The following is a 17,860-nucleotide window of genomic DNA, read 5'->3' as shown; positions in this document are numbered from 1 at the left end:
GGTAGCATTTTGGAGGGGTCCAAAATGTTAAAGAAAATGTTTCGAAAACTAATTAGGAAGTATTTCGAAAAATGACGAAAAAAACCGCTTCAATCGAAGCGGTTTTTGATATTTGAAGAAGAAAATTAAATCTCTCTCTTTTCTGTAATTTTATATTATAAAGAAACTCTTTCGAAACTTACCACAGAAACATCTCCTAATGTCTTCACATAATCTCCAACAGTTTTCTTTTCGTCTTTAATAAAGTTTTGATCAAGAAGACATTGTTCTTGGTCAAGAGTAGTGTTGTCGGAAATAAATCTTTCCAACTTACCAGGAAGAATTCTGTCCCAAATTTGCTCAGGCTTACCTTCAGCTTTAAGTTCCGCTTTAAGTTTTTCTTCTGCTTCAGCTATTACTTGGTCAGATAATTGTGATCTTGAAATAAATTGAGGAACATTTTTTAATGTTTTACCTAGTCTTCCAAGTTCTACGTTTTCTTTTTCGATAGCTGCAATTCTAGCCTGAGTTTCTGAGGCTACATATTCTGCATCAAAATCTTTGTAGGATAGTGTAGTTGCTCCCATAGATGCTACTTGCATAGAAATGTCTTTAGCAAGAGTTTCTGCAGTTTCTATGCTGCTAGATAATCCTGTAAGAGCACCAATTTTGTTACCGTGGATATAAGATCCTACAAAAGGAGCTTCTAATACTTTGAAATCACCAATTTCTATCTTCTCTCCAATAACTCCAGTTTGCTCAATAAGCTTATCTTGAACAGACATTCCATTGAAATCAGCATTTAAGAATTCTTCTTTAGAAGAAGAGTTAAGTGCTAATTCAGCTAATTCTTTTGCTAATGAAACGAAAGATTCATTCTTTCCTACGAAATCAGTTTCGCAATTAAGAGAAACGATTACACCTTTATTCTTAGCGTCATTAACTTTTGCGATAACAGCTCCTTCAGAAGATTCTCTGTCGGCTCTTTTATCTGCTATTTTTTGTCCTTTTTCTCTAAGGATTTTTATTGCTTTGTCAAAATCTCCTTCAGCTTCAACAAGTGCTTTTTTACAATCCATCATTCCGGCACCTGTAGCTTTACGTAATTTACTTACTTCTGCGGCTGTAATCTTTGCCATATCTTTTAAATATTTAATGTGTTTGTGTAAAAAATAAGTCGCTTAGTTATTATTACTATAAAAGTAAAGAACTAAACGACTCATTAATTTTATCTTAAAGTTAAGTTTTAAAACTTAGACTTTAATTTTGTAATTTTTAATGATTGAAAGCAATCAATGAATGTTTATTCTTCTTCTTGCTTGGTAGCTTCAGCTACTGCTGGTGCTTCCTCTGCTTTAGCCGGAGCTTCTACAGCGGGTGCAGGTGCTTCGGTTTTAGCCGGAGCTTTTTCAGCTGCTGCTGGTGCTTCAGTTTTAGCAGCTGCTGCTGCTTTTGGAGCTTCTTTAGAAGCTTTTCTTTCACTTAATCCTTCAATAATGGCATCACTTACGTAAGTCATTACTTTGTCGATAGATTTAGAAGCATCATCATTTGCAGGGATTACATACTGAACCTGGCGTGGATCAGAGTTAGTATCTACCATTGCAAAAATTGGAATGTTTAATTTCTGAGCTTCTTTTACTGCGATGTGCTCGCGAGTAATATCTACTACAAATAGAGCCCCAGGTAGACGAGTCATATCAGAAATAGAACCTAAATTCTTTTCTAATTTAGCTCTTAAACGATCTACTTGTAAACGCTCTTTTTTAGATAAAGTGTTGAAAGTACCATCTTTCTTCATTCTATCGATAGCAGCCATTTTCTTTACTGCTTTACGGATAGTAACAAAGTTGGTAAGCATACCACCAGGCCATCTTTCTGTAATGTACGGTTGGTTCGCTTTTGCTGCTTTTTCAGCAACGATTTCTTTAGCTTGTTTTTTGGTAGCAACAAAAAGAATTTTTCTACCAGATGCTGCGATTTTCTTTAAAGCTTCACTCGCTTCGTCAATCTTTGCAGCTGTTTTGTATAAATTGATGATGTGAATTCCATTGCGCTCCATATAAATATATGGTGCCATATTAGGATCCCATCTTCTTGTCAGGTGACCAAAATGTACACCTGCATCAAGTAAGTCTTTTACTTCGATATTGTTTGCCATTTTTGTAATAGTTTACGTTCTGTTGAATTAGCAATACTCAAGTGGCTTATCGTTCATTTTGATATGGCCTTGAGTATTTAGATGCTAAACTAACTCCCTAAATAAGGGGATAACAACAAATACTGTTTTAATAAATTAACGTTTAGAGAACTGGAATTTCTTACGAGCTTTCTTCTGTCCGAATTTCTTACGCTCTACCATTCTAGGATCTCTAGTCAATAAACCTTCTGGTTTAAGGACTGCTCTGTTTTCCTGATCTAACTCGCACATCGCTCTAGATATTGCTAGACGAATTGCTTCAGCTTGTCCAGTAATACCACCTCCGTATACATTTACATTTACATCAAACTTCTCCTCATTCTCTGTAAGAGCAAAAGGTTGGTTCACTTTGTACTGTAATGTAGCAGTAGGAAAGTAGTCGTTAAGATCTTTTTTGTTGATCGTAACTTTTCCAGAACCTTCTTTGAGGTAAACTCGAGCTACAGCCGTTTTTCTACGACCAATTTTGTGAATAACTTCCATTACTTAAATTCTTTTAAGTTAATAGTTTTTGGCTTCTGAGCATCTTGATTGTGATCTGCTCCTGCATAAACCTTTAGATTACGGAATAAAACTGCTCCTAATTTGTTTTTAGGTAACATTCCTTTTACCGCTTTTTCGATTAAACGCTCTGGGTTTTTGTCAAATAACTCCTGAGCAGTAAGACTTCTTTGCCCTCCAGGGTATCCAGTGTGACGGATATATGATTTATCTGTCCACTTTTTTCCTGTTAAGTTGATTTTTTCGGCGTTTGTAATAACTACATTATCACCGCAATCAACATGTGGGGTAAAGTTTGGCTTATGCTTTCCTCTTAATAGTATTGCTACTACAGAAGATAGACGTCCTAAAGTCTGTCCTTCAGCATCTATATGTAACCATTCCTTAGAAACGGTTGCCTTATTGGCAGATACTGTCTTGTAACTTAATGTGTCCACACTAACTAATTTTACTAATTAAACATTCCTTTCCTATATAAAATAGGGGTGCAAATGTACAATTATATATTTATATAGCAAACAGGTAATTGATATTATTTTGTATGTATGATGCATTGGTTTTCAGATAGATCAATTCTCTGATGATTTTTTACTCGTTTTAGGCCTAAAATATCTTTTTCGTGTTAATTTTTTACTAAATAAGCGGTGTAACTGTGACAAAGATTCATAATTTGAGTCCTGTATAAAACATCAATCAACAAACTAATCATCATGAAGTACACGATCCAAGTGTTAGGGTTACTTCTTTTTACACTATGCCTGAATGCTCAGGATTCAACAGTCGTAAAAAAAAGAATCTATACTACAAAACCTATTAACGGGTCAGAAGGGCCGACAATTAATGGATTAATTGAAGAATCTAGCTGGGATCTGGTAGAATGGTCTGGAGATTTTATTGAAAATGAACCGGACGAGAATACTCCACCAAGCGAACAAACTAAATTTAAAATATTATATGATCAGAAATATTTATACATAGCATATAGGTGCTATGATTCTGAGCCTAGTAAAATAGAAAAAAGATTATCTAGAAGAGATGGTTTTGCTGGAGATTGGGTAGAAATTAATTTAGATAGTTATCATGATAAACGAACAGGTTTTTCTTTTACGATTACAGCTGCGGGTGTCAAAGGTGACGAATTTATATCTGACAATGGTAACAATTGGGATGGTAGTTGGAATCCGATCTGGTATACAGCTACTAATATAGATGATGAAGGGTGGACTGCAGAAGTTAAAATTCCTTTAAGTCAATTAAAATTTGGTAAAAGTAAAGAGCAAATATGGGGATTACAGGTAAACCGAAGATTTTTTAGAAAAGAAGAGAGGTCGGTATGGCAACGAGTTCCTCAGGATGCCCCAGGATGGGTTAGCGAGTTTGGAGAATTACATGGGTTGATTAATATAGAGCCTCAGAAACAATTAGAGATTCAGCCTTTTGTGGTTACGCAATATGATACTTTTCCTGAAGAAGATGGGAATCCCTTTAGAGATGGAGATGATTTTAAATTGAATGGAGGATTAGATGCTAAAATTGGTATTACTAATGATCTTACGATGGATTTAACTGTAAATCCTGATTTTGGGCAGGTGGAAGCGGATCCTGCAGCTATTGCTTTAGATGGTTTTCAGATATTTTTTAGAGAACAAAGACCATTTTTTGTAGAGAATAAGAATATTTTTGACTATCGTTTTGCTAATGGTCAAGATAATGTGTTTTATTCAAGAAGGATCGGAAGAAGCCCACAAGGTTCTATTGGATCTAGTCCTGTTAATACAGAGTTTATTGATAGACCTACTAATACCACCATTTTAGGAGCTGCTAAATTTAGCGGAAAGACGAAAAACGGTTGGTCAATTGGTGTTTTAGAAAGTGTAACTCAACGAGAAATAGCTAAGGTAGAAGATGCTGATGGTAACAGACGAGAAACTATTGTAGAACCTTTAACAAATTATTTTGTAGGTAGAGTTCAGAAAGATTTTAATAATCGTAATACGTATTTAGGAGGTATTTTTACGGCTACAAATCGTAATTTTGGTGATATCCTAAATATTGATTTTGATGATCCCGAAACTGATGAAACTTCTGAATTGGTTGGATTAAGGGAGAATAATTTGAATTTCTTAAGAAAATCAGCATATACCGCTGGTTTAGATTTTAGACATAATTGGAAAGATAGAAATTATTTTATCGAGGGAAATTTAGTGACGAGTCATGTAGAAGGGTCTAAAGAAGCTATCGAAGCGACCCAAAATGAGTTGACACATCTTTTTCAAAGAGTAGATGCAGATCATGTAGAGGTAGATCCTAATAGAACTTCACTTACTGGTACAGGTGGTAAGTTGACTGGAGGTAAATCTGGAGGTGGAAATTGGAGATACACAGCAGGAGTTTTTTGGAGATCTCCAGAGTTGGAATTAAACGATGTTGGGTTTTTAAGACAAGCTGATGATATTCGACAATTTGCTAATATTAGATATCTATTTTTGAAACCTACTAAGTTTTATAGAAGAGCAAACCTGAACTTTGAACAAACTTCTGCCTTTGATTTTGAAGGGAATTTTAATAGAATCCAATACGAATTTAATGGATTTATTAATTATAAAAATAATTGGTGGACAGAAGTAGGGGCGGCTCATAAGCCTAGAATTTATACAAACACTGTATTAAGAGGAGGTCCGAGATGGAGGTTTTCTGAAGAGAATTTTGCGTTCTTGTTTTTTGGCTCAGATAGCAGGAAGAAATTTAACTTTACAATGGGATATGTTAATTCTGGTGCGCGACAAAATAATTTCACCTTTCATAGATATGTGTTAAGAATGAGATATCAACCTTTTAATGCATTAAGTATTTCCTTAAACCCAGAATTTGAAAGAAACCCTAATAAAACTCAATATGTAACCGAAGTAGATTTTGCAGGAACACCAAGATACATTACAGCTAGAATTGATCAGCAAACATTAAGCGCTAGTATACGTCTTAATTATAATATCAACCCTAACCTAACTATTCAGTATTATGGACAGCCTTTTATTTCTAGAGGGACCTACACGGATTTTAATTATGTAAATAACCCTATTGCTTCTGATTTAAATGAGAGAGTGACCCTGTATGATGATAATCAGATTTCTTTTGCTGATGATTTATATTCGGTAGATGAAAATCTCGATGGAAATGTTGATTACACAATTGATAATCCAGATTTTGCATTTGTTCAGTTTAGGTCCAATTTGGTGTTGCGTTGGGAGTATATACCTGGTTCGGAGATTTTTCTAGTGTGGTCTCAAGGGGTTAACGGATTAGGCGATCCTGGAGATCATCTGTTTAGAAGCTTGGATAATCAAATTTTTGGTCAGCAACCTGAAAACACTTTTTTGATTAAGGCTACTTATAGGTTTGTCCTATAAAATTTTAAAAAAGGTTTTAAGAAAATTTTTACATCAAGGTTTTTTACGTGTATTTTGCAATACTTAAGGCAATTTTGATATGAAGAAAATTTTAGGACTTTTTGTTTCTATATGTATTATTGGATGTACTACTACTACTACTAAAACAGAAGAGAAAAAGGTTGTTGTCACCGATCCAGAGCCTGTATTACAGAAAATAGACTCCCTGTCTTTTTTTCTAAATCACTATGAGAAGTTTTTTACGACTAATTTTAATATTTCAGAATGTCCTGGTGCTGCTATTGTAATTGTTAAGGATTCTACAGTTATATATAAAAAGGGTTTCGGGGTAAAGGAAATTAATACAACTGATTCTGTAGATGTGAATACAGTTTTTAGAATAGCAAGTCTGTCTAAAGGAGTAACATCAGTTCTTGCAGGAAATCTTGTGGATAATAATGAACTTAGATGGAAACAAAATGTCAAAAAATCGGTTAATATTTTTAGTTTAAGAGATAAGGCACAGGCAGAAAGACTTACTGTTAATCACTTGCTTTCTCATACATCAGGGCTTTATAAGTATACAAATTCTAAATTGATCCATAAAGGAATGTCTTTACAGAATATTGTAGCAAACTTTAAGAGAAATGGTGTAGTGGCTAAAGAAGGTACGGAGTATGAATATCAGAATGCTGTTTTTTCCATAGTAGAAAAGATAATGGAAAATAATACAAGGAAGTCGTTTGAGGAATTATTGAAGGAGCGATTATTTATGCCTGCAGGAATGAAAAATGCATCTAGTAGTTATACGGATATTAAGAAAAATTCAAATGTTGCATTACCACATAAATGGAATCATTATTCTAAAAAATATTATTTAACAGATCTTCATAAAAACTATTACAACGTTGCTGCGGCAGGTGGGATTAATGCTTCTATTTCTGATATGGCGGAATATCTAAAGGTTTTATTGGGAAATCGTCCTGATATTATTTCGAAAGAAAGCTTAACGGAGATTTTTAACCCTGTGATCTGCACTAGTGATAAAGATACTTACGTTAATTTATGGGATGGTGTTACGGACTCTTATTATGCTAAAGGTTGGAGAATTTTAGATTATAGAAACAGGAAAGTTGTTTATCATGGAGGGAACGTAAATCAATACAAAACGCAACTAATGATAGATCCGGAAAATAAGATAGGTATTTGTGTGTTGTTTAATGGGCCTAATACTTTTAATGGACCTGTAATTCCAACTTTTTTAAATTACTATGATTTTTTTACTGCAACTAAGAAAAGTTAATTCTAATTTGCTGAAGTTTGGAGTGAATAAGCACTTATTTTGTGCGTAATAAGAATGAACAATAAATTGTTATTAATATTTAAAACTCAAAAATCATGAAAACTAATTTTTTCCTTTTTGCTATTTCTTTTGCGCTATTTTTTACCTCTTGTAGTTCAGATGACGACAATGTTGGGAATCCTGATATGACTTCTCTTGTTGGAACCTGGGAGCTTACATCTGCTTCTGGTGCTTTGCCAGTTGATCTAAATATGGATGGGAGTGCTTCTACTAATTTACTGGAAGAATTACCTTGCTTTGAAGATACAATTGTAGTAAGTGATGATAATACATATAATCAAAATGTCACACAGATTGATGTGAATATCAGTACAGATTTACCTCCAGTAGTTACTGCTGATTGTACAGGTCTTATTCTTGAGGTAACTGGGGAATGGAGTCTAGAAAGCGGAGAATTAACATTTACTCCAACTGGAATGGATCCTAAAACAGTGATGATTACGCTAACACAGACAACACTTTCTTTTACGGATGAAGTAGAAGATTTAGGGGCAGTAGATTTGGTTTTTACTAGACAGTAAACTCTTTTATTGTGGTTAAAATTAAAAAGCGGTTTCTGTAAGGAAACCGCTTTTTAATTTTTCTTATTCTAAGAAGAAAAAAATTAGCTTTCTTCTTCTTTTTTTACAACTGCTTCTTGATGTTGCTTTTCTGCTAATAGTTTTTTCTGATAACGTCCTTGCACAATATCTACAATTACAAGTACTACAATAACAAAATAGAATGTAGTTTTACTCATCTGCGTAACTTCGTTATTAAGAATATGTAGATGTGCCAGATGGCCTCCTTCTGACAGTAGCATAATACCTACTATAAATAATATGAAAAGTCCTAATACTTCATACATTCTATTTTTCTGAAGAAAATTGGAAACTTTATCAGCTAAAACTATCATTAAAACACCTCCTAGTATAATAGCTATTGACATTAAAACAAGTTGAGGAACATATTCCATGTCGCTAGTTAGAGCCATTGCGCTCAAAATAGAATCAAAGGAAAAAACCAGATTCATAATTACTATCCATAAAATAACCTTTTTGATAGAACCTTTTTTCTCATTTTTTTCTATTTCTTCGTGTTCATTAAGTAACATCATGTGCCAAATTTCTTTGATAGCGGTGTATATAATAAACACACCTCCTGCGAGTACAATGATACTATGCACATTAAATTCGAATTCAAGGATATTATTGTCATGAAGGCTAAAGAATGGTTCTTGGAAAAATTGTATCACTGACATGAGTACAAAAAGCAAAATAATACGAAGTATAATTGCTAGGCCAACTCCCATTTTTCTAACAAAACTTTGTTTTTCTGGAGGTGCTTTTTTTGATTCTAAAGAAATGTAGAGAAGGTTGTCAAATCCTAAAACTGCTTGAAGCAGCACTAGCATTAATAGGGTAATAAGGCTTTCAACGGTAAAAAGTTGTTCCATAAAATAAGTGTTGATTAGTTATGTTGTTATAGATAATTATAAAATTACTAAATGTAGTTTTAAGTTAGTGCGCTTCTAGCCAATTTTCTCCTAACCCCATGTCTACATCCAAAGGAACTGCTAGTGTATAGGCAGTCTCCATTTCTGATTTTATTAATGATTGTACTTTTTCTAATTCAGGTTTATAGACATCAAAAACTAATTCATCATGTACCTGAAGTAGCATTTTAGTTTTATAATCATCCTCTTTTAATTTTGTATGGATGTTGATCATCGCAATTTTGATGATGTCTGCAGCACTACCTTGTATAGGGGCATTTACTGCATTTCGTTCCGCAGCTCCTCGCACAACAGCATTGGCAGAATTAATATCTTTAAGATAACGACGCCTTCCTAGAACGGTCTGTACATATCCATTTTCTCTCGCAAAATCTACCTGCTCGCTCATATAATTACGTAGCTTAGGGTAGGTTTTATAATAGGTGTCAATTAATTCTTTAGCTTCTTTACGAGATAAGTCCGTCTGATTACTTAGTCCAAAAGCAGAAACACCATAAATGATTCCAAAGTTTACTGTTTTGGCATTACTACGTTGCTCTCTTGTGACTTCATCTATAGCGACATTGAAAACTTTGGCAGCAGTAGATGCATGAATATCTTCTCCGCTTTTAAAAGCGTTAATCATAGTTTCTTCTTCGCTTAGGGCAGCTATAATTCTTAATTCTATCTGAGAATAATCTGCCGCTAGTAGTGTATGATCTTTATCTCTTGGTACAAAAGCTTTTCTAACCTGTCTCCCTCTTTCTGTTCTAATAGGTATATTTTGTAAATTAGGATTATTGGAACTTAGTCTACCAGTTGCTGCTACTGTTTGCATATAATCGGTATGGACACGACCTGTGGATTCATTGATTTGACTTGGTAGTGCGTCTACATATGTGCTTTTTAGTTTGGATAAACCACGATAGTCTAATATGTTTTGGATAATTTTATGATCCTTAGCAAGATAGGATAAGACATCCTCTGCGGTGGAATATTGGCCTGTTTTGGTTTTTTTTGGTTTTTCAACCAATTTCATTTTTTCAAAAAGAATGATTCCTAACTGTTTAGGGGATGCAATATTAAATTCTTCTCCTGCTTCCTTATATATGTCGGATTCTAAAGTTTTAATATCATTGTTTAGCTCTTCTGATAGGGACTGTAAAAATTCTTTGTCTAAATTAATTCCTTCTATTTCCATTTCCGAAAGAACTCTTAACAATGGAACTTCAATATCTTCAAATAGCGATAATATATTTGCTTCATTAAGTTCAGGAGTAAAATGTTCTTTAAGCTGATACGTGATATCTGCATCTTCTACTGCATATTCGGTCTGTTGTTCTTGAGGAACTTGTCTAAAAGATAGTTGATTTTTACCTTTTTTTCCTATTAGTTCAGTTATTGAAACGGGTGTGTAATTAAGGTAGGTTTCAGAAAGTACATCCATATTATGCCTCATATCTGGATTGATAAGGTAATGAGCTAGCATTGTATCAAAAAGTTTCCCTTTTACCTCTATGTCATATTTAGCTAATACTTTGATGTCATATTTTAAATTCTGACCAATTTTGGAAATATTATCATCTTCGAAAAACGGTCTTAGTTGTTCAATTAATTCCTGAGCCTCATTTTTGTTTTCTGGAAAAGGAATATAGAATCCTTTCCCAGCTTCCCAAGAAAAGGCAATACCTACCAATTCTGCAATAAGTGGGTTTAGTCCAGTGGTTTCCGTGTCAAAACATACATTTTTTTGTTTGAGTAGATTTTGCATGAATAATTTCATAGCCATGCCTGGCGAAATACTTTGGTAAAAATGTTCTGTATTTGCAATCGTTTTTCTGCTGGAAAATGAATCGGAAGTAGCACTTGCGTCTTGGTTATTTCCAAACAAAGAAAACTGGCCTGCACCTGCTTGTTCCGATTGTTTTTTAGAAGAAGAGGTTATTTCTTGAGGTGCTGTAGGATCTGAAGGGAAAAAGATTTTAGTGAATTGATCAGTTAATCTTCTAAATTCTAACTCTTCAAAAATTTCTTTTACTTTTTTTACGTCTGGTTCAGAAATCTCATAATCGTTCGCATCAAAATTGACATCACAATCCAAGATAATAGTTGCCAATTTTTTAGAAAGGAGTCCTAGCTCTTGATTGGCTTCTACTTTTTCTTTCATCTTACCTTTTAATTGGTCTATATTTTGAAAAAGCCCTTCCATAGATCCATATGCGGCAATAAATTTTTTAGCTGTTTTATCTCCAACTCCTGGTAGACCAGGAATGTTATCTACAGCATCTCCCATCATCCCTAAATAATCAATCACCTGTTCTGGTCGCTCAACTTCAAATCTTTTTTGTACCTCAGGAATACCCCAAATTTCAATACCATTTCCCATTCGAGCTGGGCGATACATAAAAATATTTTCAGATACTAATTGAGCATAATCTTTATCAGGTGTAACCATATATGTTTGGTACCCTTCTTTTTCAGCTTGTTTTGCAATAGTTCCGATCAAATCATCTGCTTCTACACCAGCTCTTTCAATAATTGGAATATGCATAGCTTTTAGTATTTCCTGTATAATGGGAACGGCAATTTTTATGGCTTCTGGAGTTTCGTCTCTGTTCGCTTTGTATTCTGGAAATATTTCCAAGCGGTCTTTGCTTCCTTGTTTGTCAAATGCAACTGCTAAGTGATCTGGATTTTCTCTTTTGATTACATCAAAAAGTGAATTTACAAATCCCATGATTGCAGATGTATCTTGCCCTTTAGAGTTGATTCTTGGATTTTTAATTAGAGCGTAGTATCCACGAAAAATAAGTGCGAATGCATCCAGAAGAAAAAGACGTTTTTGTGACATAGTGTGTGTTCAGTTTTTTAGAAATGCAATATAAAAAGAAGATTGGTCAAATGGTTTCAAAATTATACTAAATAAGAAATGCCGTCAATAAATGACGGCATTTCGCCCCAAAATAAAATTGATAACAATGTTATCAATTGCTATAAATACGATAGTAATATTTTATGAATAAAGTAGATTTTTTTTGTACATCCCTACGGTTAAATAGTAGAACGAAGGTACGAATAAAAATTATACATATGAAAGAAAATTCTAAGATTTATAGTGTTTAGTCTCTTTGTATCTTAGTAATTACGGTGTTTTGTTATGGTTCAATCGTAAACAGTTAATTTTTACTTAAATATACTTATGGTTGACAAAAGGTGGGATAGTTTTGTTTTATTAATAAAATTTAGAATTAATATGCGTTGGATTATTCCTATAGTGCTTTATGTTTTAATAGAATTATATGCTTTTCAAGTAATTCGAACTATTTCAAAAAATCAATGGGTTCAAGTATTGTATTTGATTTTTTCGTTGTTAGTTATTGGGTATGTGATTTATGTTTTTGCAAATTATGATAGAAGTGTAGGTCCTTCAAAATATTCGTTAAGAGCGAGTGGCTTGTTATTGGTTACGCTAGTTCCTAAATTGATTTTAGTGTTGTTTATGTTTGGAGAAGATATTATACGAATCTGTGTTGCGGGGTATACGTATCTTACCAATACTTTTTTTGATGGGAATGCTACGCAATATTTACCAAATAGAAGAAAGTTTATTAGCCAATTAGCTTTAGGTGTGGCTGCTATTCCGTTTGCAGGATTAGTACATGGTATATTTAGGGGTAAATATAATTTTAAGGTCATTAATCATGTTCTTTATTATGAAGACTTACCAAATGCTTTTGATGGTTTTCGCTTGACTCAGATATCTGATATTCACTCGGGTAGTTTTGAAGAGGTAGAAAAGATAGAATATGCGGTAGATTTAATTAATCAGCAAGAAACAGATTTGTTGGTTTTTACAGGGGATATTGTAAATACTATGGCGAGCGAAATGGATGATTGGATTGAAATTTTTAAAGGCCTAAAAACACCTTCCTTTGGTAAGTATTCTATATTAGGTAATCATGATTATGGGGAATACGTTACTTGGGATACGGAAGAAGAAAAAGAAGCTAATTTTGAGGCTATAAAAGAGGTGCATTCTAAAATTGACTTTAGATTATTGCTTAATGAAAATGCTTTTATAGAAAAGGATAATGAACGTATAGCTATTGTGGGAGTAGAGAATTGGGGTCATAATTTCAAAAAGGCTGGAGATTTGACTAAAGCCTCAAAAGGTGTTGTTAAAGAAGATTTTAAAATATTATTAAGTCATGATCCTTCCCATTGGGAATATGAGGTTAAAAAACATGATGATCATTACCACTTAACGCTTAGTGGGCATACTCACGGGTTTCAATTTGGAATAGAAATTCCTGGATTTTTGAAATGGAGTCCAGTTCAATATGTCTACAAGCAATGGGCTGGTATGTATAATGAAATGGGTCGTTATCTTAATGTGAATAGAGGATTTGGTTTTCATGCGTTTCCTGGAAGAGTTGGTATTTGGCCAGAAATTACTGTAATAGAATTGAGAAAAGGTTCTAAACCCGCATAATTCGAAGAAAGTGTTATATTTACAATTATATATCAACTTTGTTCGTTAGTATAGCAGAGTTAGATGATAAAATTTTTAGAACATGTCAAAGTTTGGAGAGTTAATAGGTATTGAAGTTCCAGTTTTGCTGGATTTTTATACTGAATGGAATGAACCTTCTGTGTCCATGCATCCTGTGTTGCGGGATGTGGCAGCTGCTCTTGGAGATAAAGCTAAAGTGATAAAGATAGATGTGGATAAAAATGAAGAGTTGGCTACAGCACTTCGTATTAAAGGTCTTCCTACCTTAATGATTTATAAAGAAGGAGAAATGGTTTGGAGACAAAGTGGAGAACAAGATGCTAATACTCTTATTGGTCTTATGAAGGAATATGTTTAAAACAATTTTTTTAAGTTGTTTTAAATCATATTTTCTCAAAAACAAACCCTTTTTGGGAAAAATGTTTTAACACTTTTGGTAAAGCTATCTTTAAGTTTCTAAATGCTTTAATACTATCGTGAAAAACGATGATACTTCCCTTTTTAGAATTATTAATTACGATGTCAGTGCATTGTTCAGGTGACGTGCTTTTATCCCAGTCTTTGGATAAGACATCCCATAATATAATTTGATATTTTAATTTTCTTAATTCAGATAATTTAGGTTTGCTTAATTGTCCATATGGAGGTCTAAAGAATTTATTATTAATTTTAGTGTGTTCTAAAATTTCATTTTCACATTTTAAAACATTATCAACATATTCGGTAAGGCTGTTTTTTCTAGCTTTTAGATGGTTCATAGTATGATTGCCAATACTATGATCTTCTAGGACAATTCTATTGAAAATTTCAGGATTTTTCTGAATGTTTTCACCAATACAAAAAAAAGTAGCTTTTGCATCATAAAGATTTAGTTGATCTAGTACAAAATCTGTAACTTCAGGTATAGGGCCATCATCAAAGGTTAGGTAGATCTTTTTTTCTTTTCTATCATAAAAATCCCAAGTATAATTTGGGAAAAGTAACTTAATGCTATTCGGTGTCTTGTTAGGTATTAAATCCAAATTGATATAAAAAAAGAGCCTTATTTTTGTAAGGCTCTGTTATTAGGTTATGAGTTTGATAAATCTTCTAAAGTGTCAAGTGGTTTTTGGCTATCTAAAAGTTCTTTTCGTAAATCCTGTTCTTGATCTTCCAAAACATCTTCATTGTCATATTCTTCATCTTCAGAATAGAGTCTTGTGAATAGCCTTAGATATCTATTGAATTCTTCGGCCTTCTCTTCGATCATCTCTTTATCTTGGTTGATTATCAATAAATCTACTACACTTCTGTAACGTTCTACGTTGCTTACTATTTCGCTAGCATATTCATATTGATTTTCCAAAGTAAGGCTTCCAAAATAGGTTAGCTGTTCTTGATATTTTTTGGCAATTTTATTCCATAAATCACGAGCTTTTTCTTTTTCTCCTACTTCATAATATCCACTTACGTATGGTTCCAATAGGGTATAATATTCATAGTATTCTATTGGCATTTTCTCCATCCCAAGATCTAGGATTGTTTTAGCTTTATCTTTTTTGCCTTCATTAATCAATGCTTCTACTAATCTTGCTAAGTTACTTCTGTAAGTGATGGCATTTTTACGAGTTTCTGGATCATGATAAATGTTAGGGTTTTCGCTATTTCCCCAATCCCAACTTGTAACATTGTTATACATTAGGTCTGTGTCAATGCGTCCCATATCATAAGGATTGCGTTTGTCTATTGGAGTTCTTATAGGGACTAATTTGTAGGTAACACCATCTAATTGTAAATAGTCTTTCATCCATAAGTAATCATCATCTCCAAAACTTCCACCAGTAAAGTAAACAGGTCTTTCCCAATTGTTATTGGCTATCATGTCCAGCATTAATAATCTATTTTTAAATAGCAAGTCGCCTTTTAGATGTATGTCTATATAAGGAACGATAAGATCAGCATCTTTTTGAGATACTATTCCATTTCTAAGAACTGCTTCTTTGTCTACAGGGATTCTTATGTGCTTAGTAGGAAAAGTATTTACTTGTTTTCCATTTTGTAAATCACCTTTAGTTCTTGGGTCATCTGTCTCAATCCATCGCATCCAGTTTTTGATGAGCATAGTGTCATTTGTAACTGGTTTGTAATAAATGGCATCATTGTTTCCAAATCTATAGAAATCATGAGTCAACTGGGAAGGGATTGGTTTACCGTCATACGCTGCTTTTTTCATTTGATCAATGTACCAATCCGTAGCAAATAAACTTGTATTTACTGTTCGTACATCGGTTCTGTATTCTTCTATATCTTGAGCATACCACAACGCAAAAGTGTCATTGTCTCCTATGGTAAAAAGAATTGCATCTTTTTGACACGACTGCAAGTACATTTTTGCCATTGCTTGAGCTGTGTATCTATTTGAGCGATCATGATCATCCCAATTTTGCGCGGCTAATAAGACAGGTACTGCTAATAAGCATATACCAGTTATTATAGGAGCTAGTAGTTTTGGTTTTAATGAGTTTTTTAGAAGGTCGAATAAGGCGTATACTCCAAAACCTATCCAGATTGCAAAAACATAAAAAGATCCAACTAATGCATAATCTCTTTCTCGAGGTTCGAAAGGTCTTTCGTTAAGATATATTTTTAGAGCTAATCCCGTGAATAAGAAAAACGCTAATAATACCCAGAAATTCTTCTTGTCTTTTTGTAATTGGAATACAAATCCAATAAGTCCAAGTAATAAAGGTAAAAAATAATATGTATTACGAGCTTTATTTTTTAATACATCGTTAGGTAAATTATCTTGGGACCCTAAATGCATTTCATCAATAAATTTAATACCACTTAGCCAATTTCCTTCAAGGTTATTGTATTTCCCTTGATTATCATCTTGTCTACCAACAAAATTCCACATAAAATACCTCCAATACATATATCCTATTTGATATTCTATAAGATAAAGTACGTTAGACGCAAAGGATGGTTTTTCAACATTTAAATAATCACCAAAAGAGCGTAAGAATTTATTATAGTCATCATTATCTAATTTGCCGACAGCATATTCTCTTCGGAACTGTGTGACAGCTTCTAGTAATTCTGATTCGTCTTGGTATTCCGGTTTTATTGTAAATCTAATAGGTCCGGTGAAGTCCATGTAATTAGAAATATGCTCAGTACTCCACATTCTTGGTAAAAATGCTTTGTGATCATCGTCAATGTTTTGTCTTGCATTTTTCCAGTCATTTACAATATCGTATTTTCCGGTTTTTAGATTTTTTTCATATTTAGGTTTATCATCTTCATATGGTTCGTCTTCGTCAAGCCCAGCATATATTTCGGTAAACTGTGGACCATAAAATAGATGAGTTTCCGGGTATTGTTCTAGATTGTAATAGGCTAGTAATTCCCTAGCGTTGTTTGGATTATTTTCGTTAATTACAGTACCAGCATTTGCTCTTATAGGAAGCATAACCCAGGAAGAGAATCCAATGAATATAAATAATACGCACAATACCGCAGAGTTTATCAAAGGGAACCCCTTTTTTCGAGTGTATTTAAGAATGAAATAAAACGCAGTAGCTATAATGAGTCCTAAAAAGATAGTTCCGGAATTAAAAGGCATTCCAAAACTATTCACAAAAGTAACTTCAAACCATCCAAATAATTTTAAAGTAGAAGGCAGGAGAAGTTTAAAAATAAATAAAAGTATTGCAACAACTACGATGTTAGCAATAATAAAGTTCTTTACAGTAACCTTGTAATTTTTAAAATAATATAGTAATCCGATAGCAGGTATAGAAAGTAGCCCCATAAAGTGAACTCCAAAAGAAAGTCCAGCAACAAAAGCAATTAGAATTAACCAACGATTACCTCTTGATTTATGCATGTCTCTTTCCCATAGTAGTCCTAGGTAAAATAGTACAGATAAAATGCAAGTAGCCATTGCGTAAACTTCCGCTTCTACTGCATTGAACCAAAAACTATCAGTAAAAGCAAATGCTAATGATCCGACTAATCCGCTTCCTAAGGTTGCTAGAGCCTTACCATCTGTGAATTTCTCATCTCTTGTAATTAATTTTTTAACAAGAATAGTGATTGACCAAAACATAAAAAGAATAGCAAAAGCACTAGCGAAAGCTGAAGTCATGTTAACAGCGAGAGCAATTTGGGTTGGGTCTGATACAAATGTGGATGCGAAAGCACCTATCATTTGAAATAGAGGTGCTCCTGGTGGGTGTCCAACTTGTAATTTAGATGATGTAGCGATATACTCACCAGCGTCCCAAAAACTAGCCGTTGGCTCAACGGTTAAGGAGTAGACACAAAGGGCGATTCCAAAAACTACCCATCCTAATATTTTATTCCACTTTTTAAAGTTGAATGTGCTCATAAGATATAACTGTTATATAACGTGTGGCGAATTTAGTAATAAAAATACTTCTCTATTGTTTTTTTTAGCAAA

Annotated in this window: 13 protein-coding genes; 5 read left to right on the top strand and 8 right to left on the bottom strand. The window is 33.4% G+C overall.

From position 1 onward, the window contains the following. Window positions 1–155: 155 nt before the first annotated feature. From tsf to rplM, 4 genes are all read right to left on the bottom strand, one after another. The gene (gene tsf / locus BMY33_RS09980) at window positions 156–1,118 is read right to left on the bottom strand and encodes a translation elongation factor Ts (protein WP_091407961.1); all 963 of its coding nucleotides are present in this window, start codon (window positions 1,116–1,118) and stop codon (window positions 156–158) included. A 164-nt stretch (window positions 1,119–1,282) separates the two neighbouring features. After that, on the bottom strand, window positions 1,283–2,140 hold the full coding sequence (gene rpsB, locus BMY33_RS09975; RefSeq protein WP_091407960.1) for a 30S ribosomal protein S2: 858 nt from the start codon (window positions 2,138–2,140) through the stop codon (window positions 1,283–1,285). Window positions 2,141–2,275: 135 nt separating this feature from the next. After that, complete coding sequence (gene rpsI, locus BMY33_RS09970) at window positions 2,276–2,662, bottom strand: 30S ribosomal protein S9 (protein ID WP_091407958.1); 387 nt, start codon at window positions 2,660–2,662, stop codon at window positions 2,276–2,278. Beyond that, window positions 2,662–3,117, bottom strand: a complete 456-nt coding sequence (rplM, locus tag BMY33_RS09965) for a 50S ribosomal protein L13 (protein WP_091407957.1) — start codon at window positions 3,115–3,117, stop codon at window positions 2,662–2,664. Before rplM ends, rpsI begins: the two co-directional genes overlap by 1 nt. A 273-nt stretch (window positions 3,118–3,390) precedes the next feature. Here rplM and BMY33_RS09960 point away from each other — a divergent pair, with 273 nt between their 5' ends. The 3 genes from BMY33_RS09960 to BMY33_RS09950 all read left to right on the top strand — a co-directional run bounded on the left by BMY33_RS09960 (window position 3,391) and on the right by BMY33_RS09950 (window position 7,950). Continuing rightward, a complete protein-coding gene (locus BMY33_RS09960) occupies window positions 3,391–6,087 on the top strand; it encodes a DUF5916 domain-containing protein (RefSeq protein ID WP_091407955.1) in 2,697 nt (898 codons plus the stop codon). A gap of 79 nt (window positions 6,088–6,166) precedes the next feature. After that, window positions 6,167–7,369, top strand: coding sequence for a serine hydrolase domain-containing protein (locus tag BMY33_RS09955; protein WP_091407953.1), 1,203 nt, complete (start codon window positions 6,167–6,169; stop codon window positions 7,367–7,369). Window positions 7,370–7,464: 95 nt separating this feature from the next. Next, window positions 7,465–7,950 (top strand): lipocalin family protein, encoded by a 486-nt coding sequence (locus BMY33_RS09950; RefSeq protein ID WP_091407952.1) that lies wholly within the window; start codon window positions 7,465–7,467, stop codon window positions 7,948–7,950. A gap of 83 nt (window positions 7,951–8,033) precedes the next feature. Here the strand turns inward: BMY33_RS09950 and BMY33_RS09945 are convergent, their stop codons facing one another. Further along, window positions 8,034–8,864, bottom strand: a complete 831-nt coding sequence (locus tag BMY33_RS09945; RefSeq protein ID WP_091407950.1) for a TerC family protein — start codon at window positions 8,862–8,864, stop codon at window positions 8,034–8,036. Window positions 8,865–8,928: 64 nt separating this feature from the next. Then, complete coding sequence (gene polA / locus BMY33_RS09940) at window positions 8,929–11,754, bottom strand: DNA polymerase I (protein ID WP_091407949.1); 2,826 nt, start codon at window positions 11,752–11,754, stop codon at window positions 8,929–8,931. 402 nt (window positions 11,755–12,156) lie between these two features. On the opposite strand from polA, the gene BMY33_RS09935 reads away from it, so the two are divergent. Both BMY33_RS09935 and BMY33_RS09930 read left to right on the top strand, forming a co-directional pair. Further along, on the top strand, window positions 12,157–13,395 hold the full coding sequence (locus BMY33_RS09935; RefSeq protein ID WP_091408188.1) for a metallophosphoesterase: 1,239 nt from the start codon (window positions 12,157–12,159) through the stop codon (window positions 13,393–13,395). Between the two features lie 82 nt (window positions 13,396–13,477). Continuing rightward, on the top strand, window positions 13,478–13,774 hold the full coding sequence (locus BMY33_RS09930) for a thioredoxin family protein (protein WP_091407947.1): 297 nt from the start codon (window positions 13,478–13,480) through the stop codon (window positions 13,772–13,774). Window positions 13,775–13,799: 25 nt separating this feature from the next. Here the strand turns inward: BMY33_RS09930 and BMY33_RS09925 are convergent, their stop codons facing one another. Next, window positions 13,800–14,438, bottom strand: a complete 639-nt coding sequence (locus BMY33_RS09925; RefSeq protein ID WP_091407945.1) for a polysaccharide deacetylase family protein — start codon at window positions 14,436–14,438, stop codon at window positions 13,800–13,802. A gap of 47 nt (window positions 14,439–14,485) precedes the next feature. Beyond that, complete coding sequence (locus BMY33_RS09920; protein ID WP_091407944.1) at window positions 14,486–17,788, bottom strand: glycosyltransferase family 117 protein; 3,303 nt, start codon at window positions 17,786–17,788, stop codon at window positions 14,486–14,488. Window positions 17,789–17,860 lie beyond the last annotated feature (72 nt).

The sequence above is a fragment of the Aquimarina amphilecti genome, assembly GCF_900109375.1.
Taxonomy (GTDB): Bacteria; Bacteroidota; Bacteroidia; order Flavobacteriales; family Flavobacteriaceae; genus Aquimarina; species Aquimarina amphilecti.
The sequence above is the reverse complement of the archived record's forward strand: the minus strand, read 5'-3'. Positions and strand labels throughout refer to the sequence as shown.